The following is a 25,120-nucleotide window of genomic DNA, read 5'->3' as shown; positions in this document are numbered from 1 at the left end:
CGTCCCGGCAACATAAATGTTGCCAAAGGAATCTCCCACCCATCGCCTAAACGATGAGCCGGGGTATTGCCATAATTGGCACTGGCTTATCAAGCACCCTGTTGAGTTCTCAAAGAACAACCGCACACCTTCGAACCGCTCCGCTTTCGCGTCTCGGCCCCCCGGGGCACTCGCTCTACTTTACCCGCCGTTTCCGCCGTGTCAAATCCGCGTTTCGCAACCGAATTCGACAAACGGAAACACACCGAATCACACGACCTAGTAGATCGTTTGATCGAAGTTTGGGTTCCTCCAGGACGGCCGCGCCGGGCCCCTGATCGGGTCCCGCTCGCTCGCCCGTCTCCCTGGCGGCTCGGACAACATTACTCGCCGCCCCTCGCAACTCCAAATCGGGGTCCCGCGACGGCCGTCACAGCCTGGAAAGCTCGAGCCCCGGCCCTCGAACCGAGGACCGGGGCTTGGCGGATACGCAGGTCAGGGCAGCAGTTCCACGCCGGCGAAGGTGCGCTTGCCCCGGCGCAGGACCAGGAACCGGCCGTGCAGCAGGGCGGACGCCGGGATCACCGCCTCGCCGTCGGCGATGCGCTCGTTGTTGAGGTAGGCGCCGCCCTCGGTGATGGTCCGGCGGGCCTCGTTGGCGCTGGCCACCAGACCGGCCTCCTTGAGAAGGACGCCGACGGGCGGGAGCTCACCTCGTACCGGATGAAGACCGGCCTCGGCCAGCGCGGCGCGCAACGTGTCCGCGGAGAGTTCGTCCAACGAGCCCCGGCCGAAGAGGGCCTGGCTGGCCGCGACCGCCTGGCGTGCCTCCTCGGCGCCGTGCACCAGTGCGGTGAGCTCCTCGGCGAGGGCTCGCTGCGCGAGCCGGGCCTGCGGCCGCTCCGCGGTCGCCTTCTCCAGCTCCTCCAGCTCCTCGCGGGACTTGAAGCTGAAGTAGCGCAGGTACCGGTTGACGTCACGGTCGTCGCTGTTGATCCAGAACTGGTAGAAGGAGTACGGCGACGTCATGGTGGGGTCGAGCCAGACGGCGCCGCCCTCGGTCTTGCCGAACTTGGTGCCGTCGGCCTTGAGGACCAGCGGGGTGACGAAGGCCTGCACCGGGCCGGCGCCACGACGGCGGACGAAGTCGACGCCGGCGGTGATGTTGCCCCACTGGTCGGAGCCGCCGAACTGAAGCTGGCAGCCGTGCTGGACGTGCAACTGGTAGAAGTCGTTGGACTGGAGCAGCTGGTAGCTGAACTCGGTGAAGCTGATGCCGCTCTCCAGGCGGTTCCGCACGACGTCGCGGGCCAGCATCTTGTTGACCGGGAAGTGCTTGCCGACGTCGCGCAGGAAGTCGATCACCGACGTGGGGCCGGTCCAGTCCAGGTTGTTGACCAGGGTGGCGGCGTTGTGACCGTCGTAGGTGACGAACGGCGACAGCTGGGTGCGGATGCGCTGCACCCAGCTCTCGACCACCTCGGGCGGGTTGAGGCTGCGCTCGCTGGACTCCCGGGGGTCGCCGATCTGGCCGGTGGCGCCGCCGACGAGCAGCAGCGGCCGGTGGCCGGCGAGCTGGAGGCGGCGGGCGGTGCAGACCTGCATGAGGTGACCGACGTGCAGCGAGGCGGCGGTGGGGTCGAATCCCACATAGAACGTGAGCGATCCGCCGTCGAGCTTCTTGCGCAGCTCGTCGGGGTCGGTCGAGTCCTGGATGAGTCCGCGCCACAACAGGTCGTCTACGAGAGTCACGGTACGGATTGTCCCGCACGGCCGGTCGACAGGTGATGCTGGGTGGATGGGTCACCTTGGTAGGGCACATCCCCCGATCGACATCTCGAAGAAGAAGGCCGAGGCCCGGCTGGCGGCGGCGCAGGAGCGGCTGCTGCGGTTGCGGCTGATCCTGGGCGGGCAGATCGGGGCGAAGAAGATCGGTCCGCCGTTGTGCGTGCTGTTCGAGGGGTGGGACGCGTCCGGTAAGGGTGGGGCGATCAAGCGCCTGGTGGCGCCGCTGGACCCGAGACACGTCCGGGTGACGCAGTTCGCGGCCCCCACGTACGACGAGAAGCGGCACCACTACATGCAGCGGTTCTGGAAGGTGCTGCCGGGCCGTGGCGGGATGACCGTGCTGGACCGGTCCTGGTACGGGCGGGTGCTGGTGGAGCGGGTCGAGGGGTTCGCGACGCGTGAGCAGTGGCGGCGGGCGTACGACGAGATCGCGGAGTTCGAGCGGACGCTGGCCGCCGAGGGCATGATTCTGATGAAGTTCTGGATGAACGTGTCGGACGAGGAGCAGTTGCGCCGTTTCGAGAGCCGGCGGGACGATCCGCTGCGGTCGTGGAAGCTGACCGACGAGGACTGGCGGAACCGGGAGAAGCGGGCGGAGTACGCCGCGGCGGTCGAGGAGATGATCGACCGTACCGACCGGCCGCGGGCGCGCTGGCAGGTCATCCCGGGTGACGACAAGCAGTACGCCCGGTTCGCGGTGGTCGAGCACGTGTGCCGGGTGCTGGAGACGAAGCTGGCGAAGCGCGGCTATGACCTGGGGGCCGCGGACGCCCCCGGGAACCCGGAGGCATGATTCGGCGTTTTGGTAATATTGCCCGCGAATGTCCGTTATCGTCGGGATCATGACCAGACGCAGGAACGCTCAGTCCCGCCTGCTCCGCGCGACCGGCCTGCTCGTGAGTCTCGCCGGCATCACGGTGAGCACCGCCGGGCCGGCCGGCGCGGCGGCGGGCGAGGACGCACCGGGTGTGGGAGCCGAACCGGTCGCGGCCCGGACCATGACGACACCCACCATGACAGCACAGACGGCGGTGGACCCGGCGGTGCAGGACCAGACGACGTGGACCGCGACCGACACCCGGCCCGGGTACCGGGCCACCTCGGTGAGCCTGATCCGGAGCGGCGGCGGGCGCGGCCAGCTCTCGATCTCCCTCCAGGGCACCGGTAACGGACACATCGGGCGGATCTACCGTCTCGCCTCCAGCCCGTCCTTCCTGGCGCTGCGCCCGGCCTATGTGCCGGCCAGCAAGTCCGGGAAGGCCCGGTACGAACTGGAGGTCGGCTACCGCAACGGCCGGGAGAAGAAGGTCGTCACCTACACGAACACCCCGGCACCCCAGGTGCTGACCGACATGATCCGCCTGCTCGAGCACATGCCGCCGCCCAAGTTCCCGGCGGGCTTCCCCTTCAGCGGAGGGAACCCGTTCCACAAGGGCTTCCCCTTCGGCGACCGGGGATTCTGATCCAGCGGGCCTCCACGGAGGCCCGCTCTACTCATCCGGCCGCCTCGCGTGCCTCCGCCGGGCCCGGGGCGGCCACCGCCAGCGCCGCCAGCCGCCGGCAGTCCTCCGCGGTATGCGTGGACAGCGCCGCCCGGACCGCCGGGAGCGCCCGCGGCGACATCGACAGGCTGGTCACCCCGAGGCCGACCAGCACCGGCGCGAGCAGCGGATCGGCCGCCGCCTCGCCGCACACCCCGACCGGTCTGCCGGCCGCCCGGCCCGCCTCGCCGCAGAGGCCGATGAGCTGCAACAGCGCCGGCTGCCACGGATCCAGCAGATCGGCCAGGGGACCGCACATCCGGTCCGCGGCGAACGTGTACTGGCTCAGGTCGTTCGTACCGATGCTCAGGAAGTCGACGACCCGCAGCAGGTCGGCGGCCCGCAGCGCGGCGGCCGGCACCTCGATCATCACGCCCGCCCTCGGCAGGCCGGCCTCGTGCACGGCGGCCGCGAAGGCGCTCGCCTCGGCCACCGTGGAGACCATCGGGGCCATCACCCAGACGTCGGCGCCGGTCTCGGCGCGGGCTTCGGCGATCGCCGCGAGCTGGGTGGTGAGCACCTCCGGGCGCTGCCGCGCCACGCGCAGACCGCGCACCCCCAGGGCCGGATTGGGCTCACCCTCCTGGTTCAGGAACGGCAGCGGTTTGTCGGCGCCGGCATCGAGGGTACGGATGACGACCCGCCGCCCGGCCATGGCGCGGAACACGTCCCGGTAGGCCGCGACCTGCTCGCCGTGCCCGGGTTCGGTGGCCCGGTCGAGGAAGAGCAGCTCGGTGCGGAACAGCCCGATGCCCTCGGCGTGCGCCTCGTCGGCGGCCGGCACGTTCCGGGCGGACCCCACGTTGGCGAGCAGCTTGACGGCGTACCCGTCGGAGGTCCGGCCCGGCCCGGTGAGACCGGAGGCCGCCGCGGTGAGCCGGGCCGACGCCTCGATCGCGGCCTTGACCTCCACGTCGTCGACGCCGGTCGCCACCCGCCCGGTGGCGCCGTCGACCAGCACCCGGGCGCCGTCCGGGACGGCGAGCACCCCGGCGCAGGCGACCACCGCGGGCAGGCCCAGCGCCCGGGCCAGGATCGCGGTGTGGCTGGTCGGGCCGCCGATCTCGGTGACCAGGGCGATCACCTGGTCCGGGTCGAGGTCGGCGGTGTCGGCGGGGGCCAGGTCGTGGGCCGCCAGGACGTAGCGGTGGCCGGGCGACGGCACGCCCGGCATGGGCAGGCCGAGCAGCACCGCGACCGCGCGGTCCCGCAGGTCGTCGAGGTCGGCGACGCGCTCGGCGAGATAGCCGCCGGCCGCGGCGAAGATTTCCCGGAACGTCGCGAACGCGCCGTCGATCGCGTGCGGCGCGTCGTGGCCGGTCTCGATGAGCTCTCGTACGCCGTCGCGCAGTTCCTCGTCGCCGGCCATCAGCGCCTCGGATCGCAGCACCTCGGCCACCGTGGCGTCGGCGGCCCGGTCGGCGCGCCGCCCGAGTTCGGCGACCACCTCGGTGAGCGCCGCCCCGGCACGGGCGACCTCCGCCTCGATGTCGGTGACCGTGGTGGGGGCCGGCAGCGCCGGGGCCGCCGCGATCCGCAGCAGCGGGCCGGCGACGGTCCCGGGGCACACTCCGATCCCGGTGAGGACGGTGTCAGGCATGGTCGGCGTCCAGATCCTTCGCGAGCAGCGCGGCCAGGTCGTCCAGGGTCTCGTCGGCGCCGTCGCCCTCGGCTTCGAGGGTCACCTCGGTGCCCTTCTTCGCGCCGAGGGCGAGCACCGACAGCATGCTCCTGGCCGGCACCGGCTTCCGGTCACCGGATCGGATGGTGACCTTGACCGGCGCCTTCGCGGCGGCCTCCACGAAGATCTTGGCAGGCCGGGCGTGCAGGCCGCTCGCGGACCCGATCGTCACCGTGCGCGTGGGCATGGCGTCCCCCTCCAGGGCTCGATGGTGACCTTGATGGCCTCGCCGCGGGCGACGATCCCGAAGGCGTCGATGGCGCTCTCCAGCGGCAGGCGATGGGTGATCAGGTCGGCGACCGGCACCGCGCCGGAGGCGACCAGGTCGAGTGCCTCGGCGTTGTGCGCCGGGCTCGACCCGTTGGCGCCGACGATCGTCAGCTCCCGGTAGTGGACCAGGTTGGAGTCGCAGGTGATGGTCGGCTGGTCCTTGGGCAGGCCGCCGAAGAAGCTGATCCGGCCCTGCCGGGCGGCCATCCGGATGGCCTGCTCCTGCGCCCGGCCGGAGGCGGCCGCCGTGATGATGACGTCGGCGCCGCGGCCGCCGGTCAGCCTCAGGATCTCCTCGACCGGGCCGGTCTCCCCGGCGCGGATCGCGGCGTCCGGCTTGACCAGTTCGGCGGCCGTGTCCAGGCGCCGCCGGCTGAGTTCGACCAGGAACACCCGGGCGGCGCCGCGGGCGCGGGCCAGCCGGACGTGCAGGCAGCCGATCGGGCCGGAGCCGATCACCACCACGTCGTCGCCGGCGCCGACGCGGGCCAGGTTCTGGGCGTTGAGGGCGCAGGCCAGCGGCTCGGCGACGGAGGCCTCGGCGAACGAGACGCCCTCCGGGACGCGGTTGAGGCCGCCGACCCTGAGGACCTCCCGGGGGACCACCATGTACTGGGCGAAGCCGCCCTCGAAGTGGTAACCCATCGAGACCTGGTCGGGGCAGATCGTCATCCGGCCGCGCCGGCACTCGGCGCACTCTCCGCACGGGATGGCGGCGATCACCTGGACGCGGTCGCCTTCCGACCAGCCGTCGACGCCGTCGCCGACCTCGACGATCTCGCCGGCGATCTCGTGGCCCATCACCCGGGGCGGGTGGATGTGGTGGTGGCCGAACTTGGAGATCTTCACGTCGGTGCCGCAGGTGGAGCAGTTCCGGACCCGGATCTTCACCTCACCGGGACCGGCCCCGGGCTCGGGCGCGTCCTCGAAGCGGACGTCGCCGGGAGCGTGGAATCGGACGACCTTCATCGCTTCGTCTCCTCCTGGATCGACCCGAGCAGCCGGATCACGGCGCCGGGATCGGTGGCCTCGCGCAGTTCGCGGGCCCGGTCCTCGTCGAGCAGGATCTCGGCGAGGGAGGTGAGCAGCTCGACGTGCCCGTCGCCCCGGGCGGCGATGGCCACGCACACGGTGACCGGCTCGCCGCCCCAATCGACGCCGTCCGGGAAGCGCAGCACCGCGAGGGCGTCGCGCTCGACCAGGTCCTTGCCGGCGAGGGTGCCGTGCGGGATGGCGACCCCCTCGCCGACGTACGTGGAGATCGACCTCTCCCGGTCGAGCATCGTGTCGACGTAGCCCGGGTGGACGGCGCCGATCTCCACGAGGACCGCGCCGCAACGACGGATCGCGTCGTCGCGGCCGGCGGCGCTCTCGGCGAGCCGGACGGCCCGGGGGTCCAGCAGCTCAGACATTCAGATCGGTGCCCTGCTGGATGGCCTTGACCACGCGGGTCACGGCCGGGTCGCCCAGGAAGATCTGGAACGGCACGATCGGCTTGCCCGGGGCCGCCGAGCGGGCGCGGGCGGCGAGGCCGCTGTGGCAGACCACCACGTCGGCGTCGGCCGGGATCGAGTTCACCGGGGTGTGCTCCACGGTGACACCCGTCTTGCCGAGTTGTTTGCGCAGTGTGCCGGCCAGCATCACGCTGCTGCCCATGCCCGCGTCGCAGGCGACGACGAGCTTGTGGATGTCCTTGCCGTTGATGGTTGCCATCGCGGTCCTCCTGGACTCAGACGTTTTCCTTGCTGGTCTCCGGGGCGGGCTCCTCCTCCGGCTCCTGGTCGGACTTGAGCCTGCCGAACCCGAGCAGCAGCGACGCGACACCGAAGGTCACCGCGGCCGCGATCGTGACGCCGAGGATCATCCCGGCGTGGCTGCCCTTGGCGGTCACCGCGAAGAAGGCGAAGATGCTGCCCGGAGCGGGCGAGGCGACCGTGCCGGCGCCGGTGACCATGAAGGTGGCGACACCGGCCATGCCGCCAACGATCATCGCGAGGATCAGTCGGGGCTTCATCAGGACGTACGGGAAGTAGATCTCGTGGATGCCGCCGAAGAAGTGGATGATCATCGCGGCCGGGGTGCTGGGGCGCAGCGACCTCGGGCCGAAGAAGAGGTACGCCGCGAGCAGGCCGAGACCGGGGCCGGGGTTCGACTCGATCATGAACAGGATCGACCGGCCCTGCTCCGCCACCTGCTGCACGCCGAGCGGGCTGAGCACGCCGTGGTTGACGGCGTTGTTCAGGAACAGCACCTTGGCCGGTTCGACGAGCACCGAGACCAGCGGCATGAGGCTGTGGTCGAGCAGGAAGTCGACCGCGTCGCCGGCCGCCCGGCTGAGCCCGTCGACGACCGGGCCGACACCGACCTTGCCGAGGATCGCGAAGGCGCCGCCGACGATGCCGGCCGAGAAGTTGTCCACCAGCATCTCGAAGCCGGGCCGGATCCGGCCCTCGATCAGGCCGTCGAAGAGCTTCATGGCGTACGCGGCGAGCGGACCCATGATCATCGCGCCGAGGAACATCGGGACGTCCGCGCCGACCACCACACCGGCGGTGGCGACCGCGCCGACGACCGCGCCACGCCGGCCGTGCACCATCCGGCCGCCGGTGTAACCGATCAGGATGGGCAGCAGGTACTTGATCATCGGATCGACGAGTTCGGCCAGATTCTCGTTCGGCACCCAGCCGACCGGGATGAACAGGGCCGTGATCAGACCCCAGGCGATGAGCGCTCCGATGTTCGGCATGACCATGCCGGCGAGGTGTCCGCCGAGTCTCTGGACCCGGGCTCTGAAGCCGGCTCCGGCGACCTCGGGGGTGTACGAAGAGGCCATGAGGGGATCTCCATTTCGGTGACGGAGAGATAGCGAGGGTGTGTGTGGCCGCCTCCGGCTGTCGCGGGGTGGATCGGTGGGTTTCGTACCGGGGCGGGAGCTTGCCGGGGCGCCGGTCAGGTGAGCCGGCGGGCCGGATCGGGGTGGGGGGTCACGCGCACGCTCGTACGGTCGAGATCGGTGGGGCCGGGCATCCGGCTGCCCGGGAGGCTGACCGCGGCCGCGCCCCACGCCAGACCCTCCACCAGCGCGGCGGCGTCGCACACACCGGTCGAGAGGAATCCGGCGAGCAGCGCGTCGCCGGCGCCGACCGTGCTGCGCGGGACGCTGACCGGGGAGGCGCCGGCCAGCACGCCGTCCCCGTCGACCAGCACCGCGCCGTCGGCGCCGAGACTGGCCAGGACCGCGCCGGCGCCGGCGGCCCGCAGCCGGCGGCATCCCTCGACCACGTCGCCGAGGGTCGCGGGCATCCGGCCGACCGCCTCGGCCAGCTCCTCCCGGTTCGGTTTGACCAGGGCCGCGCCGGCCGCGACACCGGCCAGCAGCGCCGGTCCGCTGCTGTCCACCGCGAGCCGGGCGCCCGAGCCGACCAGCCGGGCGCAGAGGTCGCCGAACGCGGCGAGGCTGGGGCCGGGCGGCAGGCTGCCGCAGATGACCACCCAGTCGGCCGCCGGCGCGGCGGTCAGCACCGCGTCGCTGACCTCGGCGAACTCGTCGTCGGAGAGGACCGGGCCGGCTTCGTTGATTTTGGTGACCGTGCCGTCCGGCTCGGCCAGGGTGATGTTGGAACGGGTCCGGCCGGCGATCGGCACGGCCAGCATGTCGACCCCCTCGGCCTTGAGCAGGTCGACCAGTTGCTCGCCCTCGGCGCCGCCGGCCGGCACGACGGCGGTGGATCGCACACCGTTGGCGAGCAGCGCCCGGGAGACGTTGACGCCCTTGCCGCCCGGGTCGATGTGCGAGCCGCCGGCCCGCAGCACCTCGCCGCGGGTCAGCACGTCGACCTCGAGAGCCCGGTCGACGCTGGGGTTGAGGGTGACCGTGAGGATCACGTCTTCTCCCTCCGGTCGCTCACACCTTCACCATCCGGACTCCCGCAGCCTCGACCTCCCCGGCCAGGTCGTGGTCCAGGCCGTGGTCGGTGATCAGCAGGTCGAGATCGGTCAGGGCGCCGAACTTGGCCAGGTAGTCGTTGCCGATCTTGGTGTGATCGGCGAGCAGCACCACCCGGCGGGCCGCGGCGATCATCGCCCGCTTGACCGCCGCCTCGGCCGGGTCGGGAGTGGTCATGCCGCGCTCCACGGTGCATCCGTTCGTGCCCATGAAGGCGACGTCGACATACATGTCGGCGAGTGGGCGCAGCGCCCAGTCGTCCACGGTGGCCAGTGTCCGGCCGCGCACCCGGCCGCCGAGCAGCAGCACGGTCAGGTTCGGCTTGAGACCGAGGGTGGCGGCCAGCACCGGCGAGTTCACCACCACGGTGAGCTCACGGTCGGCGGGCAGCAGCTGGGAGAGGCGTGCCGTGGTGGTCCCGGCGTCCAGGATGATCGCCCCGTCCTCCGGCACCTCGGCGAGCGCCGCCTTGGCGATCCGCTCCTTCTCGCTGATCAGCACGGCGTCCCGAGTGGCCAGGGCCGGCTCGAAGCCGAGCCGCTCCACCGGGATGGCGCCGCCGTGGACCCGGCGCAGCACACCGGACCGCTCCAGCACCGTCAGGTCGCGGCGGATCGTCTCCGCGGTCACCCCGAAGGCCTCGGCCAGCGCGACGACGTCGACCCGGCCCTCGGCGCGGGCCCGTCGCACTATCTCCTGCTGGCGCTCCTCCGCGTACATCCCTGCTCACCCGCCTGGCTCGTTTTGGCTTTGTATTTGTTTACGCCCGGTTCTGCCCGAGCGCAATATGCCGAAGAGATTTCGGTCCCCTTTCAGGACGATGACCTCGACCCGATTTCCCAATGAATCCACTCAATACCGAAAAATTGTCCGCCGCTGGATGCCCGTTTGTGTGGGGTTGGCGGATCAGGCGAGGTGCCGCTCCACCACGACGATGCGGTCCCGCGTGCCGTGCAGCACGAGCAGACCGCCGTCCGGGACGGTCGCCTCCACCGGGACCGGCCCGAGCCGCCGCCGGCACAGTTCCCCGAACAGTTCCTGCACGATCTCGAGTTCGGCGCGGATCGCGGCCGGGCGGCCCGTCTCGAACGATTCCCCGGCGATCCGCAGACCCCATTCCCGGTCCGCGCCCCGCTCCTCGGCGATCCCATAGGCGGAGAGAATCGACCGGGTCGAATAGGACCCGTCACGGACCAGCAGGAAACAGCCGGCCCCGGATGCGGCCCGGCGTTCGAGTCCGTACAGGATCCGTACGTCATCGGGGCGGCTCAGCGCGTCGGCGGCCCGGCACGGGGCGAGCCACAGCAGGTCGTCACGGTCGGGGGCGCCGGAGTCCGCCTCGGCCGCGAAATAGTCGGCACGTTCCGGCCAGCCTTCCCGCGAATAGCTGGTGGAACCGAGCCACGGCCCGAGCCGGACCGCATGACCGGTGGATTCGGAAACCGCCCGCACGGCGGCCGCGGTCATGTGTTCCCCGGGCCGGATCCGCCCTTTCGGAAAACACCACTCACCGGCCGCCGCGCGTATCACGGCGACCTGCCGCGCCTCTCCCGTGCCACGCCACAGGACCGCGCCGGCCGCCATCACGGGCGCGGAGAACGACGGTCCGAGTTCCACCGGCCCACGGTAGGCCGCTGCCCGACTTGATCGGATTGCCCTGTTAGAGGGATCAGTCGTCCGCGCGATACCCCGACAGTCCGAGGGTCTTGCGGATGGCGCTCTGCACCTCGTCGACCGGCGGGCGGCCGTCCACGTCGTGCACGACCTCCTTGCGCCGGAACAGCTCCAGCACCGGGCGGGTCTTCTCGTGGTAGTCGGTCAGCCGGGCCTCCAGGGCCTCCGGCGTGTCGTCCGCCCGGGTGATCAGCCCGTGGCCGCAGATGTCGCAGCGACCCTCCACCTCGGGACGGTCGGCGATCAGGTTGTAGTCCATGCCGCAGTTCGGGCACAGACGGCGGCTGAGCACCCGGCGGCGCACCTCGTCGTCCGGCAGTTCGAGGTGGATCACCGCGTCGATGTCGTAGCTCTCCATGAAGAACTCGGCCTGCCGCCCGTTGCGCGGGAACCCGTCGATGATGAAGCCGTAGTTCCAGTCGTGGATGCCCAGCCGGCGGCGCACCACCTCCTCGACCAGGTCGTCGCCGACCAGCTCGCCGGCCGCCATGGCCCGCTTGACCTGGGCGCCGATCTTGGTGTGCTGACGCACGTGCCAGCGGAAGATGTCGCCGACGCTGATGTGCGCCAGGTCGAGGTCCTCGCGCAGCATCTTGGCCTGGGTGCCCTTGCCGCTGCCCTGAACGCCCATGATCACGTACTTGCGCATGTGCCCTCTCTCAATGATCAGCCGGTGTGGTCCGCCGCGCCGGCGCGCAGCGGGCCGGGCGCGCGCCCGGACAACGTGGTCGGATCGATGCTCCAGGCGCCGGCCACCCGGAAGACATCCCGTTCGGCGACCAGCACGGACGCTTCCGGGTCCAGCTCCCCCGGCAGGCCGGCGTCGCGCTCCGCCGGATCCGGCACGCCGAACCACGACGTCACCTCACCGGTATGCCCCACATATCCGAAGGCGCGCAGCAGGTCACCCTTCACCGCCCGCCGCCAGCGGTGCGACTCGGTGACCCGGTGGGTGGCGAAGAACTGCACCTCGGTGCCCAGCTCGGCGGAGAGGGCGACCACGTCCGGGTCGGAGCCCATCAGCCGGCGGCCGACGGCGAGCACCCAGCGGGTGTCCCGCGCGCCGGGCAGCGGCGGGGTGACCGCCACCCGGTCGTCGGTGAGGTGGGCCAGGTCCAGTCCGGACCGCCAGGGCACGGGGCCGAGGTCGCGGAGCCCGAGAGCGGCCAGGACCGCTTCCGGGTCGCCGCCGGCCACCGCCAGCCACGCCTGTTTGCCCCCGAACCCGGCCATGACATCGAGATCCATGGCAGTAACGCTAGCTTCAGCGCCGGAGGCGGCAACTCCGGCGTCAGGGCCACCCGTAGTTGCGGCGCAGGATGGCGGCGACCCGGTCGAAGCGGGGCCGGTCCAGGATCGCGCCCTCCCGGCGGATCCCGTCCTCCTCGACCTCCAGGACCCGGTCCAGCCGGATCCAGCTCGGACGGGCGGTGCGGTCCCAGTCGCCGGGCCCGAGAGCCATCCAGTGCCGCTGACCGTCACGGTCGCTCTGGCTGGAGAGCATCAGACCGAGCAGGGTACGCGCGTCGCGCCCCACCACCAGGACGGGACGGTCCTTGCCCTGGCTCGGGTCGTCCTCGTAGGGAACCCAGGTCCAGACGATCTCGCCCGGGTCGGCGTCACCGTCCAGATCGGGCGAATAGGCGAGGTGGCGTCCCTGTTGGGGAGCCGGGACGGGACGCGCGGGCCTCGGGGGGCGGGGCGCCGGGGTCTCGACGGGCGGAGCGGTCTCCACCGGCTGCCGTTCCGGCGCGCCCGCGATCTGCCGGAGCCAGGTTCTGAGCAATTCGAGCACCGCGACACCTTACGGCCGAAGGACCTCGGCCGGACAGGGCCATGATCCTCACTATCCTACGAAGTCCTGGGTCATCCAGGTGACGCCTTCGGCGTCGCGCACGATGCTCAGCCCGATACGGGTGAAGGACTTGTTGAGCAGGTTCTTGCGGTGCCCGTCGTTCGGCGGCACCTCGGCCAGCATGGCGTCGGTGAGCCCGTTGGCCGCCCGGACCATCGCCGCGTCGCTGCTGCCACTGGATCCGTAGCCGATGTTCTCCCCGGCCGTGCCCCAGGAGACGCCCTGCGCGCTGAACCGCTCGCCCAGCCCGGCCTCGCCGGAGCACTGGTGCGACAGCCCGCAGCCGTCGATCATCAGCTGGGTGTGCAGGGCCGCGGCCCTGGAGAGTTTCGTGGTCAGGGTGAGCGGCTCGAGCCCCTCGGCGGCCCGGGCCTCGTTGATGTGGGCGAGCACCTGCTCGGCCACCGTCCCGGAGGTCGCGGGCGCGCTGGTCCTCTTCGCCGTGCTCGCCGTCGGGTCACTCGTCCTGCTGCTCGTCTTCTTGACCGTCACCTTGGGACTCGCTTTCCGGGAAGCGGAGGCGGACGGGATGGCAGAAGTGCCGGGAACGGCGCTCGCCGAGGAGGCGGCCGAGGGATCGGGGGATCCGGCGGCGGCGAGTGGGGTGTTCAACGACCGGGGGGCGGGGGCCGGACCGGTGCCACCGTGCGCCAGTCCCGCCACCAGGAAGCCGGCTCCGATCACCACCGCTGTCGATCCCGCTGCCAGGGTGTACCGGAATCGGGCGGCGGCGGAGAGGGGCACGGTGAATTCACCTCGGTGAGCGGGGACGGGACGGACGCCCCCTCACTATGCGGCGGGCACCCGCCCCGAGCGGCCCGGGAAAGGATTCCTTAAGGATCGGCTCACCGACTCCTAAGACACGCCCGGCCTCAGCCCTCCACCCGCGTGCGCAGCACGTCGTACAGTTGCTGGTCCTTGACCGCGCTGTAGAGCGTCGGCCCGGCGCTGGTCAGGATCACGAAGGGGCAGGCCCGGTCACCACCGGTCAGCGCCGCCTCGGCCACCTTGCGGCGGGTGGCCACCTCGTAGACGGTCAGCCGGTACTTCCCCTCCACCAGCGACAGCTTCTCGTCACCCGACTTGCAGGCGCGGATCGGCTTCCCCGGGCCGGTCAGATCGAGGCAGGCCACCAACTGCGCCCGCTGCGGCTCCGGCGCCCACGCCCGGCGCAGCGCGGCGGATCCGCTGTAGGCGATGCGGTTCAGCGTCCGGGTGAACCGGTTCTCCGCGGTCAGCGACTCCCGCACGCTGATCATCGTCGGGTGCGGGCTGTCGCCCCGGTGCTTCGGCGCCGCCGGGAAGAAGGTGCCGCCGCAGACCTGGTCCAGGTCGTCGTCGGCACGCACCGGCTGGTCACTCGCCAGCGGCCCGGTCGCGGCCGGCGCCGGGGCACTCGCCGGCGGGGTGGCCCGCGGCGCCGGCTGCGCGGACCGCGCCGGGCCGGAGAAATCCACGAACCGCAGAACCGCCGCGCCCAGGCAGCCCACCAGAACCACCGCGACCGCCGACGGGATCACCCAACCGCCGCGCCACCAGGCCGTTCTGCCCTTGTCCACCCCATCATCGGTACGCGTGCCGCCCGGCCCGCCGTCGAAGGGCGCCTCCGGACCGGCCGGGATCGCGTCGGCCCGCCCGACGCCGGCCGCGGCCAGTCGCGCGCCCAGCCCCGAGCTCTCCCCCGCCACCGCCGAGTCCGGTGTTTCCCCTGCATGTTGCATCGTTCGCTCCCCGCCCGCTCCCAGGACGACGAACTATATCGATGGAAACCGGAATGCGCACCGCCGCGGCCCGAATCTCCTCCGGGCGACCACCAGGAGGCCCCCGATAGTCTTGACCTCGGTCGACCCGGCCGGTGCCGGACCCACCGATCCGGTGACGGCGCGCGTCGCCCGTACCCCCGAATCGAGATCGAAAGCCACTGGTGAGGCGCTGCCGTGAGCACCGACTGGATGGATCTTCCGGCGTCCGCCGTCGACGAGGCCGCGCGGCGGCTGCTCGGCTGGCGGATCACCGCGAACGGGGTGACCGCGCGGCTCACCGAGGTGGAGGCCTACAGCGGGCTCGGCGAGGACCCGGCCAGCCACGCCCATCGCGGCCGGACCGGCCGGAACGCGGTGATGTTCGGCCCGGCCGGACGGCTGTACGTCTACCAGATCTACGGCATGCACTTCTGCGCCAACGTGGTCTGCGGCGAGGCCGGGCAGGCGGCGGCCGTGCTGCTGCGGGCCGGCGAGGTGGTCGACGGGATCGAGATGGCGCGAGCCCGGCGCCCGGCCGCCCGGCGCGACACCGACCTGGCCGCCGGCCCGGCCAAGCTGATGCAGGTGCTGGCGCTGACCCGGGCGGCCGACGACACGCCGCTGTTCGGCGCGGGCCCGGCCGTGCTGGCCCCACCGGACGCGCCGGTGGGGCCGATCTCGGCCGGGCCGCGGGTCGGGGTGACCTCCGCGCACGACGTGCCGTGGCGCTTCTGGATCACCGGCGATCCGACCGTCAGCGGGTACCGCCGGCACACTCCGCGGGCCCGGTCCGGTAGATCGTGAGCCGCTGGGTGGCGCGGGTCAGGGCCACGTAGAGGTCGTTGACGCCGCGCCGCGACCCGGCCCGGATCTCCTCCGGGTCGACCAGCACCACATGGTCGAACTCCAGGCCCTTGGCCTGCGTCACGGTCAGCAGGACGGCCGGCTCCTCCACGTCCTGGCCCAGGTCCGGGAGCACCGCCGCGACCTCGGCGAACCCTCCGGCTCCGGCGATCACGGCGAGACTGCCGCCGCCGGCCTCCGCGGCCACGATCGCGGCCAGGCCGGACAGGTCGCCGGTCAGCTCACGGGGCTCCACACCGGACGAGCGGACCGGGCGCGGCAGCTCGACCTGGGGGATCATCCGGCCGGCGTACGCCATGATCTCGGCCGGGGTGCGGTAGCTGACGGTCAGCTCGGCCAGCCGCCAGCGGTCCGCCACGTACGGGGACAGCACCTCCGACCACGACTCGGCGCCGGCCCCCGCGCCGGTCTGGGCCAGGTCGCCGACCACCGTCATGGACCGGCTCGGGCAACGGCGCATCAGCATCCGCCACGCCATCGGGCTGACCTCCTGCGCCTCGTCGACGATCACGTGACCGTACGCCCACGACCGGTCCGCCACCGCCCGCTCGGCCGCCGAACGCCACTGCCGGTCGGCCAGGCGCTCGGCGAGCATGTCGGCCTCCATCACGTCGGCGATGTTCGGGATCTCGGCCTCGTCGTCGGCTTCCGCCTCGTACGACTTGGAGCCGGCCGTGATGTCCAGGACCCCCTGCGCGTAGTCGAGCCGGGTCCGCAGCACCCGGGCGGCGGCCGCCCGGGCCGCGCTGTCGTCCGCACCGAGCAGTTCGGCGGCCTCGTCGAGCAGCGGCACGTCGGCCGGGGTCCAGCCGCCGCCCGGCGCCCGGCGCAGATCCGGGTGGTCCGTGGTGGCGTACAGGTCGCCGAGGAACCGCTGCGGGGTGAGGACCGGCCACAACTCGTCGAGCACCGCCCGTACGCCCGGGTCGGCGGCCAGGTCGTCGCGGATGTCGGCCAGGTCCGCGGCGTTCAGCAGGTTCCGTTCGCCGGGCGCGTCGTCCTCGCCCAGCGGGTCGTCCCAGAACGGGTCGTCACCGATCCGCTCGGCGATCTGCGCGGCCAGCACGTCGAGGATCCCGTCGGTGAAGATCGGCCGGGCCAGGTTGTGCAGCCGCCCGGAGGCCCGCGCCCGCCGCCGGGCCGGCTCGCAGGAGGCGGCGTCCAGCCGCAGCACGTGCCGGTCCACCACGATCTCGATCGGCGCCGCCGGCACCCGCTGCCGGTCCCGGACCGCCTCGGCCAGGAACTCCACCATCGCGGCGCGGCCCTTCACCTCGGCCACCGCCGCCGGCTCGGCCCGTCGCGCGGCCACCCCCGGGAACAGATCGCCGGGCGTGGCCAGCACCACCCCGGTCTCCGCGAGCGACGGCAGCACCTGCGAGATGTAGCGCAGGAACGTCGGATTCGGGCCGACGATCAGAACACCCCGGGCGCTGAACTGCTCCCGGTGGGTGTAGAGCAGGAACGCCGCCCGGTGCAGCGCCACCGCGGTCTTGCCGGTGCCCGGTCCGCCCTGCACCACCAGCACGCCACCGGCCGCCGACCGGATCACCCGGTCCTGTTCGGCCTGGATGGTCTCGACGATGTCGCGCATCCGGCCGGTCCGGTGCGCGTCCAGCGCCGCCATCAGGGCGGCCTCGCCGACCAGGGTGCCACTCGCGGCCGCTGCCGCGACGTCCGGATCGAGGACCTCGTCGTCCAGGCCCACGACGGTACGGCCACGCGTGCGGATGTGGCGGCGACGGGCGACGCCGTACGGGGTGACGGCGGTGGCCACGTAGAACGGACGGGCGGCCGGGGCCCGCCAGTCGACGAGCAGCGGATCCTCGGTGTCGTGGATGCCGATCCGCCCGATCCGCAACGGCGTGCCGTCGTGCGGGTCGAGGCGGCCGAAGCACAGCCCGGACTCGACCGCGTCGTACCGGGCCAGGCGCTCGGCGTGACCGCGGGCGGCGCTGTCCCGCTGGGCGCGCGCCTCCGGGGTGCCGCCGGTCCGGCGCCACGTCTCGGCGAGGCGGGTGCGTTCCCGGTCCCGCATCTCGTCGAGCCGGGTGTAGATCATCGTGACGTGGCGTTGCTCCTCGGCGAATTCCGTGGCGGAAACGCTTGACAGACTTGACACCCGTGCCTCCAGGCCCTATTCTGATACTGGAACTCTCTGCTTCGTGTGACAATTCCGCGCAGAGAAGCATCAGAGTACTCCCTCTCGCCTCAGTTCAGCAGCGCCTTCAGCGCCGCCGCGTCCGCGCGCCAGTGCGACGTGTCCAGCAGCGGCGGAGGCGACACCGGCAGCGGGCCGTCGGCGCCCGCGTCGTCCGGGTAGCGGGCGATCACATGGGTGTGCAGATGCTCGCCGGGCCGCCCCAGGGTCAGGTAGTTGAGCGTCGCCGGGCGGAAACAGTCACGGATCGTCCGGGCGACGGTCAGCACCTCACGGTGGTAGAGGTCCGACTCCACCGGGCTCAGATCGATCGGCTCGGCCACGTGCCGGCCACGCCAGACCACGACCGCGTGGCCGCGGACATAGGCCTGCCGGGCGAAATAGGTGTCGGAGACCCGGCCCGACCAGACCCGCAGACCGAACTCGGTCTCCTCCCGCCGCTCACCGCACCAGCCGCACCAGTCCTCCGCCACCCCGGAACCATAAACGATCCTCGATAGATCACGGTGCCCCGCGGGGTCTCATCACAGGGCCTGGGAGCGCCACCTCTGGTTCGGTTTGCCGGTACAGGCCTTCAACCGGACGGTGCCGTGCTCGCCGTCCGCGCTCACGGCGTTCTGGGTGACGCAGCGGCCCTTACGGTCTCCGGACTGGAGAGCCGCGGTGAACCACCAGATCTGGCGGCCGTTCTGCGAGTTGCAGGCCGCGACCCGGATCTTGGCGCCCTCGGCGGTGCTGTCCGGCTGGATGCAGTCCAGGCCCACCCGGAGGATGCCGGTGCTGGTCAGGAACAGGTTCTGGAACCGGTTCGCCCGGTCACAGACCCCGGTGGCCAGGATCTTGCCGACCCCGCCGCCGGTCAGGCACAGGTTCGGGCTCTGAGCCGAGACGAGCAGACCCTGGTGCAGCGGCGGCGGGCCGGGAGCGGCGGCGACCGGGGTGGCCGGCGCGGCCAGTAGCAGGGCAGCCATCACGAGCGGGGCGAACACACGGCGGACGAACATCCTTCCATACTATGACAAAAGGTTCGGCCAGATCGGCGATTCGCCCGGCCGGAAGCCCCTCGCGGGGGACCATCACCCCGGCCCCGATCGCGGGCGGCTGACCGGAAACGGCCCCGGGCCGCGCGGGCGGACACTAGCGTCAGCGGTGATGATCTCGCGTCGCGGCCTGTTGCTGCTGAGTCTGATGTGCGGTGCCGGCGTGCTGTGGTCGGCCGGGCTCATCGGCGCCCTCGCGTTCGGCACCCGTCCGGTGATCATCCCGATCGCGGTCGGGTTCGCGGCGATCCTGACGGTGCCGGCGTTCGCGGCCGGGATCCTGGCGAACCGGCGCGGCTTCCAGACCCGCCAGCCGCGACGCTTCTGGAGTCTGGCGTCGTGGGTGCCGCCGCACGTACCGGTCTGGGCGGCCCTCGCCGCCGCGGTCACGTTCTTCGGATTCTGGGTGGCGCTGGTGGGGGCGTTCGTGGCCCTGGACGGCACGCCCGGGCAGCGGGACGGGAAGTACGTGCTGGAGGAGAACGATCAGGTGATCGAGGTGAGCCGGTCGGTGTACGAGCGGCAACTCGACCACGAGACACAGATCTCGCTGGCGGTGCTGGGGGCGTTCGCGGTCGGCGGGACGTTCCTGTGCGCGGCCCGCGCCACCGCCCACGAGGAGCCCTGAAACCCCCTCCCCCGCGATCTTGAACGCCTCACCACCGCTCCCCACCTCCCCGCGATCGCTCCCCACCTCCCACGATCTTGAACGCCCCACCTCCGCCCCCCACCTCCCCACGATCTTGGGCGTTTTGTCACCTCTGCGAGTCTTCTTCATGGCTGCCCACGGCGGAATCCGCAATCCCTCGCCAGCGGATGCGTCACCCGGAGCGACCTTGAGCGATTTGCCACCGTCTCGGGTGGCAAATCGTCCAAGATCGCCTAACCTCGGCATGCAAAGCGGGCGAAACGGTCGCCTAACTCCGGCGAAAGCCCCATTTCCACCTAGCGCGGCGGACGGCGGCCCCCAATCGGCGATTCGCCCGACCGGGCGCTTGACGTAGAACCGCAAACACCCGAGAAGAAGGCTCCTGCGGGTGGTGAGACGTTCAAGATCGCAGGTGGTGGGGTGCCTGCCGTGCCGGTGGGGCGCCTGCCGTGCCGCTGGAACGCCTACCGTGAGGTGGTGGACGACGACGTGCTCGCCAGGGCCGCGCGGATCGCAGCGGACTGGCTGGAATCGCTGGACGTGCGGCCGGTCGGCGAGACGGCCGGGCTTGAGGAGTTGCGCGAGCGGCTGGGCGGGCCACTGCCGGACGGCCCGGTGGATCCGCTGAAGGTGGTGGAGGAACTGGCCGTGGCCGCCGATCCGGGGCTGATCGGCAGCGCCGGTGGGCGGTACTTCGGGTTCGTCATCGGGGGTGGGCTGCCGGCCGCGGTGGCCGCCGACTGGCTCACCACGGTCTGGGATCAGAACGCCGGGCTCTACGCCTGCTCACCGGCGGCGTCGGTGGCCGAGGAGGTGGCCGGTGAGTGGCTGCGGGAGTTGTTCAGGTTGCCGGCCGGCAGCTCGTACGCCTTCGTGCCCGGCTGCCAGAGCGCGCACCTGACCTGTCTGGCGGCCGCCCGGCACCACGTGCTGCGCCGCGCCGGCTGGAACGTCGAGGAACGCGGGCTGGCCGGGGCGCCCGCCGTGCGGATCGTGGTGAGCGCGCGGCGGCACACCACGATCGACCGGGCGCTGCGGCTGCTCGGATTCGGTACGGCGTCGCTGACCGTGGTGCCCGCCGACGCCGCGGGCCGGATGGACGTGGCGGCGCTGCGGAACGCACTGCACACCGGTGGGCCGGCGATCGTCTGCGCGCAGGCCGGCGAGGTGAACACCGGCGCCTTCGACGACCTGTCCGCGATCGCCGACGCGACCTCGGCCGCCGGGGCGTGGCTGCACGTGGACGGGGCGTTCGGGCTGTGGGTGCTGGCCAGCCCCCGGTTGCGGCACCTCGCGGCCGGGGCGGAACGGGCCGACTCGTGGGCGACCGACGCGCACAAGTGGCTGAACGTTCCCTACGACAGCGGGATCGCCTTCTGCGCCCACCCGGAGCCGCACCGGGCCGCGGTCAGCACCACGGCCGATTACCTGGTGCAGAGCGGTCCGGACGGGCCACGCGACCAGATCGACTGGACGCCCGGGTTCTCCCGGCGGGCCCGCGCCTTCCCGGTCTACGCGGCGCTGCGGTCGCTGGGCCGGCGTGGCGTCGCCGACCTGGTGGAGCGCTGCTGCGGGCACGCCCGGACCTTCGCGGCCGGGCTGGCGGACGTCCCGGGTTGCGAGGTGCTCGGCAAGGTCGTGATCAACCAGGTCCTCTTCCGCTTCGGCGACGACGACACCACCGACCGGGTGCTGCGGCACGTGGTCGACAGCGGCGAGGCGTGGCTGAGCGGCACCATGGCGGGCGGGCGCCGCGCCATCCGCCTGTCCGTGTGCAACTGGCGCACCAGCGCCGACGACATCGAGCGGACCCTCACCGCCTTCCGCCGCGCCGTAGCCGCCACCGGCTGAGCCACCCGCACGACCGCCATTGAAACGCACGAAAACGTCAGCGACGCCGGGCGACCCCACGCCGGAGGGGAAGCGACGGCGGCAAGGCGACCGGAAGCGTGATGACGGGGCCGAGGTGAGCAGGGGCGAGATGACGGGGACGGCGGTCAGGTCAGGGCGGTGAAGAAGTCGGCGATCGTGGCGGTGGCGTCCAGGGCGCCGGAGGGCGGGTCGAGTTCGAGGAGGCGTTCGGCGGCCGCGCCGGGGCGGGTCGCGCCCGGCCACTGGTGACCGGCTCCGGCGACGCTGACCAGCTCGATCACCCGGCCGCCGGGGCAGTCCGCGGTGGTCGTGGTCACCGCGCCCGTGATGCGCTCGGCCGGTGGTGGGCAGCCCGCCCGGTCGCGCCAGCCGGCGACCAGATCGGGCACCGGTGGGCCGTCGATCCGGATCGGGACGCGGCCGGTGCCGTCGTTGTCGCGCTTTCCGGGGCCGCCGGACCACGGCACGCTGTGATCCTCCGTGCCATGTATGTGGATCACCGAGACGGGGGCCGGGGACGGGCAGTCGCCGATCACGATCCCGGCGACCGGGGCGATCGCGGTGACCACGGTCGAGTCGCAGGCCAGGCGGTAGGCCATCATCGCCCCGTTCGACATGCCGGCCGCACGCACCCGGGCCGGGTCGATCGGCACACGCCGGCCGGTCTCCGCGACGACCGCTTCGAGGAAGGCGACGTCATCGACGCCGTCGCGGGTGGCGGGGCCGCAGCAGCCCGGTCCGGCATTCCAGCTGCGGTTCACCCCGTCGGGGTAGACGACCACGAAACCGTCACGGTCGGCGCGGGCATCCCACCCATACGACCTCTCGGCCTGCGCTCCGCTGCCCGCCCCGCCGTGCAGGACCAGCACCAACGGCACCGGCCCGGGGGGAAGGGCGACCGGACGATATGTCCGGTAGGCCCGCTCCCGCCCATCGACCGTGATGGTGTGCGCGTGACTGCCGTCGGGCAGCTCCGGACGGGCCGCCCGGCTGCAGGCGGCGACCGGAAGCAACAGCAGCAGCGCGGCCGACAGCCGCCACGGTTCGGACATGCCCGCATCCTCGGCCGCGAAGGTCTGGATCCGGTAAAGGTGCGGTACGAACCCGGCCAGGATCCGTGGAGTGCTCACGAACGCCGGGTACGGTCGAGGTCCGCGGGTGGCCGCCGAGGGGGAGGCCACCCGCACGCACCCACCCGTGGAGGACCGATCCCGGGTCCAGTCCCGGGGGGTCCACCGTGTCCAGGCGGAGATTCGTTGCCCCCACGGCGGAGACGGTGCAGAGCCTTCGATGAGCGATGAGGGGAAGCGGATCCGCCTTTGGTCCGTCGTCGCCGAGGCCGGGGCGCTCGCCACGGCCGGGCCGCGGGCGAAGGTGCACGGCGAGGCGGGCGACCTGTTCGCCATCGGTCCCGCGGGGACCGTGGTGATCACCGGTGGCGTGCGCACCGCCGAGGACCTGACCGTCACCGGGCCGTTCGCGCGGCTGGTCGAGGGGCGGCTGACCGGCGGCGACGCCCTGCCGGTCCACGTGTTCGCCCGCCTGCCCGACGGCTGTCTGGCGCTGGGCACCGCGCGGGTGACCGAACTGGCCCGCCGCCGGGGTGTGCTCCAGCGGGCCGGTCTGCGGCTCTACACCCCGCTGCCGCAGCACCTGCTGGATCTGGCCCGCCCGGACGGCCCACCGGCCGGGACCGACTGGCTGGACCTGCTGCCCGGCGATCCGGTCGGTGCGCTGCGGGGGTTCGTCGCCGACTGGTACTCGGACGTCCCGCCCGCCGCACCGGAGCCGGCCGACGGGCTGCCCGGGCCGTTGCGCGCGTTCCACGAGGCGGCCGCCGGGCGGCCGGAGGTGTCCGGCGGCGCGCTGCGTGTCCTGCCGGGGCCGCCGGCCGCCGGGCCGGACCGGACGCTGGTGTTCGGCACCGCCTCGGACGGCACCTTCGATCTGCTGATCGAACCCGGCCTGGAGGATCCGCCGGTCTACTACCACGGGCTGAGCGATCAGCCGCTGCGCGAGCGGGAGCGGCTTTCCGCGTACCTCATGATGTCGAGTTTGACCCGTGCGGCGATGGACCGGGGCGGTGGCATGGCGTTCGTCGACCGGGCGCAGGCCCGGCGGATCGTGGCCCCGCTGCGCCGGGTGCCGCTGCGGCCGATGCGCTGGCCGTGCGCCCGGTCCCGGCTGTACGCGGGGCCGGACATGGTGGCGCTGGTCGGCGAGGACGACGCCGACTGGCTGGAGGTCTACGTCGGCGTCCGCCACCGCGAGGCCCTGCGCCGGCTACGCAGGCTGGGCCTGGACTGGGCCTCACTGGAGGACTGAGTCCCGCCTCAGACCGAGGCGATCGTGGATGCGATCTCGTCGACGATCTCCCGGGCCAGGAAGCCGATCCGGCCGTACCGGGGAGCCAGGCGCAGGCCGCTGACCGCGTGCGCGTAGGCGCCCCAGCAGGCGGCCTGCGCCGGATCGGCGCCGCGGCCGAGCAGTCCGGCCACGATGCCGGCGCGGACGTCGCCGCTGCCCGAGGTGCCGAGGCCGGCGTGGCCGCTCTCCTCACGCCAGGCCGGGCCCTGCGGGGCGGCGATGTGGCCGAAGAGCGAGACCACGGCGTGATGGCGTTCGGCCAGCTCGCGGGCGGCCGCGGCCAGATCGTCGCCGGGTTCGCGGCCGAGCAGGTGGGCGGCCTCGACCAGGTTCGGGGTGAGCACGGCACGGCGGCGGTCGAGCAGGCCGGGTTCCTTGCTGAGGGCGCCGAGGGCGTACGCGTCGAGGACCAGGGCGGTCTCCTCGGGCGCCCGGGCCAGGACGGCGCGCATCAGGCGTACGGTGTGGTCGACGTCGTCGAGGCCGGGCCCGAGGGCGATCACGTCCGCGCTGCCGGCCAGCTCGAGGATCTCGTCGGTGGGCGCACCGTCCGGCGCGAGACCCACCACTTTGGCCTCCGGGACCGCGATGCTCAGGGGTACGGCGGACTCCGCGGCCACCGCGAGCTGCAACCGCCCTGCGCCCGCGCGCAGCGCCGCGACCCCGGCCAGCAGGACCGCGCCGGGGGTGCAGCGGGCGCCACCGACGACCAGCACGGTGCCGCGGGACTCCTTGCCCCCCTGGGGATCCGGCAGGGGCCAGTCCCGCAGGAGCGCGGGGGTGACGACCTGTTCCTCAGACCGGTTCGGCATTGACGTCCTCCTGCCGGGTCGGCGGGGCGCCGTGGTGGCGCAGGTGCTCGACCGAGTTGAACAGGACCGGTTCCAGGCGGTCGCCGGTTCGGGCCCAGGTGCTGACCGAGCAGTTGGCGATGGTGGCGCCGTGGGCGATCTCCATGAGCTCCGCCTCGCTGAGCCGCTCGGCCAGGTAGCGCACCATGAGCACGGTGGCCTCGTGGGCGAGGAGCACGACCCGGCCGCCGGGGTGGTCCTCGCCGATCTCGCGCAGCAGGGCGCGCAGCCGCAGCAGCACGTCGGCCCAGGACTCGCCGCCGGGTGGCCGGTAGTAGAACTTGCCGAGCCGTTCCCGGCGGCGCGCCTCGCCGGGCAGCCGGGCCTGTACGCCGCGCGCCGTGAGCAGGTCGAGAACACCGAGCTCACGGTCGCGCAGCCGCTCGTCGACGACGATCTCGGCCGGGATCGAGCCGAGCGCGATCTCCGCGGTCTGCCGGGTGCGCAGGTAGGGCGACACCACGGCGAGCCGCGGTTGCTGCCCGGCCAGCCAGTGGCCGACCGCCTCGGCCTGTTTCCGGCCCTCCGCGGCGAGCGGCACGTCGGCGTCGCGTTCCGGGATGTCGATCAGCTCGGCGCCGCCGGCCTCGGCGTTCTGAGCGGTGACGTTGCCGGTGCTGAGGCCGTGCCGGACGACCGCGAGCCAGTCCAATCGGTGCATGCCGGGGCCTTACCCGGTTTCGGACAGGGCTACCCCCTTCGCCAAGACGGTTGAATGCGGACAAACAGCTCGCCGACGGGTGACCGCTCCGCGCGCTGCCGGAATCCGGCATCGATCCGGTGACAGCCGTGCGAGAAACTCGACAAACTCAACTGATTTAGTAGACAAGGAGGGTGATG

The 25,120-nt window shown here is 72.5% G+C and carries 27 protein-coding genes; 6 read left to right on the top strand and 21 right to left on the bottom strand.

Annotated features, from left to right (window positions below):
* Positions 1-474 precede the first annotated feature (474 nt).
* Positions 475-1,731: a tyrosine--tRNA ligase gene (tyrS, locus tag KZ829_RS38060; RefSeq protein ID WP_220148680.1), complete on the bottom strand. Its 1,257-nt coding sequence runs from the start codon at positions 1,729-1,731 to the stop codon at positions 475-477.
* A gap of 46 nt (positions 1,732-1,777) precedes the next feature.
* On the opposite strand from tyrS, the gene KZ829_RS38055 reads away from it, so the two are divergent.
* Both KZ829_RS38055 and KZ829_RS38050 read left to right on the top strand, forming a co-directional pair.
* Entirely contained in the window at positions 1,778-2,560 is a 783-nt protein-coding gene (locus tag KZ829_RS38055; RefSeq protein WP_220148679.1) for a polyphosphate kinase 2 family protein, read from the top strand.
* A 49-nt stretch (positions 2,561-2,609) separates the two neighbouring features.
* On the top strand, positions 2,610-3,230 hold the full coding sequence (locus KZ829_RS38050) for a hypothetical protein (RefSeq protein WP_220148678.1): 621 nt from the start codon (positions 2,610-2,612) through the stop codon (positions 3,228-3,230).
* A gap of 31 nt (positions 3,231-3,261) precedes the next feature.
* Here the strand turns inward: KZ829_RS38050 and ptsP are convergent, their stop codons facing one another.
* The 14 genes from ptsP to KZ829_RS37980 all read right to left on the bottom strand — a co-directional run bounded on the left by ptsP (position 3,262) and on the right by KZ829_RS37980 (position 14,455).
* Positions 3,262-4,908: a phosphoenolpyruvate--protein phosphotransferase gene (gene ptsP / locus KZ829_RS38045; RefSeq protein WP_220148677.1), complete on the bottom strand. Its 1,647-nt coding sequence runs from the start codon at positions 4,906-4,908 to the stop codon at positions 3,262-3,264.
* Entirely contained in the window at positions 4,901-5,176 is a 276-nt protein-coding gene (locus KZ829_RS38040) for an HPr family phosphocarrier protein (RefSeq protein ID WP_220148676.1), read from the bottom strand. Before KZ829_RS38040 ends, ptsP begins: the two co-directional genes overlap by 8 nt.
* A complete protein-coding gene (locus KZ829_RS38035; RefSeq protein ID WP_220148675.1) occupies positions 5,158-6,228 on the bottom strand; it encodes a zinc-dependent dehydrogenase in 1,071 nt (356 codons plus the stop codon). The genes KZ829_RS38040 and KZ829_RS38035 overlap by 19 nt, the downstream gene beginning before the upstream one ends.
* Positions 6,225-6,671 carry a PTS mannitol transporter subunit IIA gene (locus tag KZ829_RS38030; protein ID WP_220148674.1) on the bottom strand — a complete coding sequence of 149 codons (447 nt, stop codon included), beginning with the start codon at positions 6,669-6,671 and terminating at the stop codon, positions 6,225-6,227. Before KZ829_RS38030 ends, KZ829_RS38035 begins: the two co-directional genes overlap by 4 nt.
* Positions 6,664-6,972 carry a PTS sugar transporter subunit IIBC family protein gene (locus KZ829_RS38025; protein WP_220148673.1) on the bottom strand — a complete coding sequence of 103 codons (309 nt, stop codon included), beginning with the start codon at positions 6,970-6,972 and terminating at the stop codon, positions 6,664-6,666. Before KZ829_RS38025 ends, KZ829_RS38030 begins: the two co-directional genes overlap by 8 nt.
* Positions 6,973-6,988: 16 nt before the next feature.
* A complete protein-coding gene (mtlA, locus tag KZ829_RS38020; protein WP_220148672.1) occupies positions 6,989-8,092 on the bottom strand; it encodes a mannitol-specific PTS transporter subunit IIC in 1,104 nt (367 codons plus the stop codon).
* Positions 8,093-8,208: 116 nt separating this feature from the next.
* Positions 8,209-9,144, bottom strand: a complete 936-nt coding sequence (locus tag KZ829_RS38015) for a 1-phosphofructokinase family hexose kinase (protein WP_220148671.1) — start codon at positions 9,142-9,144, stop codon at positions 8,209-8,211.
* A gap of 19 nt (positions 9,145-9,163) precedes the next feature.
* Positions 9,164-9,925, bottom strand: coding sequence for a DeoR/GlpR family DNA-binding transcription regulator (locus KZ829_RS38010; RefSeq protein WP_220148670.1), 762 nt, complete (start codon positions 9,923-9,925; stop codon positions 9,164-9,166).
* A gap of 186 nt (positions 9,926-10,111) precedes the next feature.
* A complete protein-coding gene (locus KZ829_RS38005; RefSeq protein ID WP_220148669.1) occupies positions 10,112-10,822 on the bottom strand; it encodes an NUDIX domain-containing protein in 711 nt (236 codons plus the stop codon).
* Positions 10,823-10,874: 52 nt separating this feature from the next.
* The gene (locus KZ829_RS38000) at positions 10,875-11,528 is read right to left on the bottom strand and encodes an adenylate kinase family protein (protein ID WP_220148668.1); all 654 of its coding nucleotides are present in this window, start codon (positions 11,526-11,528) and stop codon (positions 10,875-10,877) included.
* A 17-nt stretch (positions 11,529-11,545) separates the two neighbouring features.
* Entirely contained in the window at positions 11,546-12,127 is a 582-nt protein-coding gene (locus KZ829_RS37995; protein WP_220148667.1) for a hypothetical protein, read from the bottom strand.
* Positions 12,128-12,170: 43 nt separating this feature from the next.
* Entirely contained in the window at positions 12,171-12,674 is a 504-nt protein-coding gene (locus KZ829_RS37990) for a type II toxin-antitoxin system PemK/MazF family toxin (RefSeq protein ID WP_220148666.1), read from the bottom strand.
* A 51-nt stretch (positions 12,675-12,725) separates the two neighbouring features.
* The gene (locus tag KZ829_RS37985; protein ID WP_220148665.1) at positions 12,726-13,478 is read right to left on the bottom strand and encodes a CAP domain-containing protein; all 753 of its coding nucleotides are present in this window, start codon (positions 13,476-13,478) and stop codon (positions 12,726-12,728) included.
* A 128-nt stretch (positions 13,479-13,606) separates the two neighbouring features.
* Positions 13,607-14,455 carry a hypothetical protein gene (locus KZ829_RS37980; RefSeq protein WP_220148664.1) on the bottom strand — a complete coding sequence of 283 codons (849 nt, stop codon included), beginning with the start codon at positions 14,453-14,455 and terminating at the stop codon, positions 13,607-13,609.
* 231 nt (positions 14,456-14,686) lie between these two features.
* Here KZ829_RS37980 and KZ829_RS37975 point away from each other — a divergent pair, with 231 nt between their 5' ends.
* Positions 14,687-15,280 carry a DNA-3-methyladenine glycosylase gene (locus KZ829_RS37975; RefSeq protein WP_220148688.1) on the top strand — a complete coding sequence of 198 codons (594 nt, stop codon included), beginning with the start codon at positions 14,687-14,689 and terminating at the stop codon, positions 15,278-15,280.
* On the opposite strand, the gene KZ829_RS37970 is transcribed toward KZ829_RS37975, so the two are convergent.
* From KZ829_RS37970 to KZ829_RS37960, 3 genes are all read right to left on the bottom strand, one after another.
* Positions 15,231-17,462, bottom strand: a complete 2,232-nt coding sequence (locus KZ829_RS37970; RefSeq protein ID WP_504739928.1) for a HelD family protein — start codon at positions 17,460-17,462, stop codon at positions 15,231-15,233. The two genes, KZ829_RS37975 and KZ829_RS37970, sit on opposite strands and share 50 nt — an antisense overlap.
* Before the next feature lie 89 nt (positions 17,463-17,551).
* Complete coding sequence (locus KZ829_RS37965) at positions 17,552-17,974, bottom strand: HIT family protein (protein WP_220148663.1); 423 nt, start codon at positions 17,972-17,974, stop codon at positions 17,552-17,554.
* 51 nt (positions 17,975-18,025) lie between these two features.
* Positions 18,026-18,505 (bottom strand): ricin-type beta-trefoil lectin domain protein, encoded by a 480-nt coding sequence (locus KZ829_RS37960; protein ID WP_220148662.1) that lies wholly within the window; start codon positions 18,503-18,505, stop codon positions 18,026-18,028.
* A gap of 148 nt (positions 18,506-18,653) precedes the next feature.
* Here KZ829_RS37960 and KZ829_RS37955 point away from each other — a divergent pair, with 148 nt between their 5' ends.
* Positions 18,654-19,169: a type I-F CRISPR-associated protein Csy2 gene (locus KZ829_RS37955; protein ID WP_220148661.1), complete on the top strand. Its 516-nt coding sequence runs from the start codon at positions 18,654-18,656 to the stop codon at positions 19,167-19,169.
* A gap of 450 nt (positions 19,170-19,619) precedes the next feature.
* A complete protein-coding gene (locus KZ829_RS37950; protein ID WP_372453999.1) occupies positions 19,620-21,041 on the top strand; it encodes a pyridoxal phosphate-dependent decarboxylase family protein in 1,422 nt (473 codons plus the stop codon).
* A gap of 146 nt (positions 21,042-21,187) precedes the next feature.
* Here KZ829_RS37950 and KZ829_RS37945 read toward each other — a convergent pair whose 3' ends face one another.
* A complete protein-coding gene (locus KZ829_RS37945) occupies positions 21,188-22,192 on the bottom strand; it encodes an extracellular catalytic domain type 1 short-chain-length polyhydroxyalkanoate depolymerase (protein ID WP_220148660.1) in 1,005 nt (334 codons plus the stop codon).
* 160 nt (positions 22,193-22,352) lie between these two features.
* On the opposite strand from KZ829_RS37945, the gene KZ829_RS37940 reads away from it, so the two are divergent.
* Positions 22,353-23,387, top strand: coding sequence for a hypothetical protein (locus KZ829_RS37940; protein ID WP_220148659.1), 1,035 nt, complete (start codon positions 22,353-22,355; stop codon positions 23,385-23,387).
* Between the two features lie 8 nt (positions 23,388-23,395).
* On the opposite strand, the gene KZ829_RS37935 is transcribed toward KZ829_RS37940, so the two are convergent.
* A complete protein-coding gene (locus tag KZ829_RS37935) occupies positions 23,396-24,241 on the bottom strand; it encodes an NAD(P)H-hydrate dehydratase (protein ID WP_220148658.1) in 846 nt (281 codons plus the stop codon).
* Positions 24,225-24,941, bottom strand: a complete 717-nt coding sequence (locus tag KZ829_RS37930) for a histidine phosphatase family protein (protein ID WP_220148657.1) — start codon at positions 24,939-24,941, stop codon at positions 24,225-24,227. The genes KZ829_RS37935 and KZ829_RS37930 overlap by 17 nt, the downstream gene beginning before the upstream one ends.
* Between the last annotated feature and the right edge of the window lie 179 nt (positions 24,942-25,120).

Origin of the sequence: Actinoplanes hulinensis, assembly GCF_019429605.1 — a bacterium.
GTDB classification, from domain to species: domain Bacteria; phylum Actinomycetota; class Actinomycetes; order Mycobacteriales; family Micromonosporaceae; genus Actinoplanes; species Actinoplanes campanulatus.
The sequence above is the reverse complement of the archived record's forward strand: the minus strand, read 5'-3'. Positions and strand labels throughout refer to the sequence as shown.

Coding starts and splice junctions, on each gene's coding strand:
- KZ829_RS38055 (WP_220148679.1), top strand. CDS start 1,778: ATGGGTCACCTTGGTAGGGCACATCCCCCGATCGACATCTCGAAGAAG.
- KZ829_RS38050 (WP_220148678.1), top strand. CDS start 2,610: ATGACCAGACGCAGGAACGCTCAGTCCCGCCTGCTCCGCGCGACCGGC.
- ptsP (WP_220148677.1), bottom strand. CDS start 4,908: ATGCCTGACACCGTCCTCACCGGGATCGGAGTGTGCCCCGGGACCGTC.
- KZ829_RS38040 (WP_220148676.1), bottom strand. CDS start 5,176: ATGCCCACGCGCACGGTGACGATCGGGTCCGCGAGCGGCCTGCACGCC.
- KZ829_RS38035 (WP_220148675.1), bottom strand. CDS start 6,228: ATGAAGGTCGTCCGATTCCACGCTCCCGGCGACGTCCGCTTCGAGGAC.
- KZ829_RS38030 (WP_220148674.1), bottom strand. CDS start 6,671: ATGTCTGAGCTGCTGGACCCCCGGGCCGTCCGGCTCGCCGAGAGCGCC.
- KZ829_RS38025 (WP_220148673.1), bottom strand. CDS start 6,972: ATGGCAACCATCAACGGCAAGGACATCCACAAGCTCGTCGTCGCCTGC.
- mtlA (WP_220148672.1), bottom strand. CDS start 8,092: ATGGCCTCTTCGTACACCCCCGAGGTCGCCGGAGCCGGCTTCAGAGCC.
- KZ829_RS38010 (WP_220148670.1), bottom strand. CDS start 9,925: ATGTACGCGGAGGAGCGCCAGCAGGAGATAGTGCGACGGGCCCGCGCC.
- KZ829_RS38000 (WP_220148668.1), bottom strand. CDS start 11,528: ATGCGCAAGTACGTGATCATGGGCGTTCAGGGCAGCGGCAAGGGCACC.
- KZ829_RS37995 (WP_220148667.1), bottom strand. CDS start 12,127: ATGGATCTCGATGTCATGGCCGGGTTCGGGGGCAAACAGGCGTGGCTG.
- KZ829_RS37980 (WP_220148664.1), bottom strand. CDS start 14,455: ATGCAACATGCAGGGGAAACACCGGACTCGGCGGTGGCGGGGGAGAGC.
- KZ829_RS37975 (WP_220148688.1), top strand. CDS start 14,687: ATGGATCTTCCGGCGTCCGCCGTCGACGAGGCCGCGCGGCGGCTGCTC.
- KZ829_RS37960 (WP_220148662.1), bottom strand. CDS start 18,505: ATGTTCGTCCGCCGTGTGTTCGCCCCGCTCGTGATGGCTGCCCTGCTA.
- KZ829_RS37955 (WP_220148661.1), top strand. CDS start 18,654: ATGATCTCGCGTCGCGGCCTGTTGCTGCTGAGTCTGATGTGCGGTGCC.
- KZ829_RS37940 (WP_220148659.1), top strand. CDS start 22,353: ATGAGCGATGAGGGGAAGCGGATCCGCCTTTGGTCCGTCGTCGCCGAG.
- KZ829_RS37935 (WP_220148658.1), bottom strand. CDS start 24,241: ATGCCGAACCGGTCTGAGGAACAGGTCGTCACCCCCGCGCTCCTGCGG.
- KZ829_RS37930 (WP_220148657.1), bottom strand. CDS start 24,941: ATGCACCGATTGGACTGGCTCGCGGTCGTCCGGCACGGCCTCAGCACC.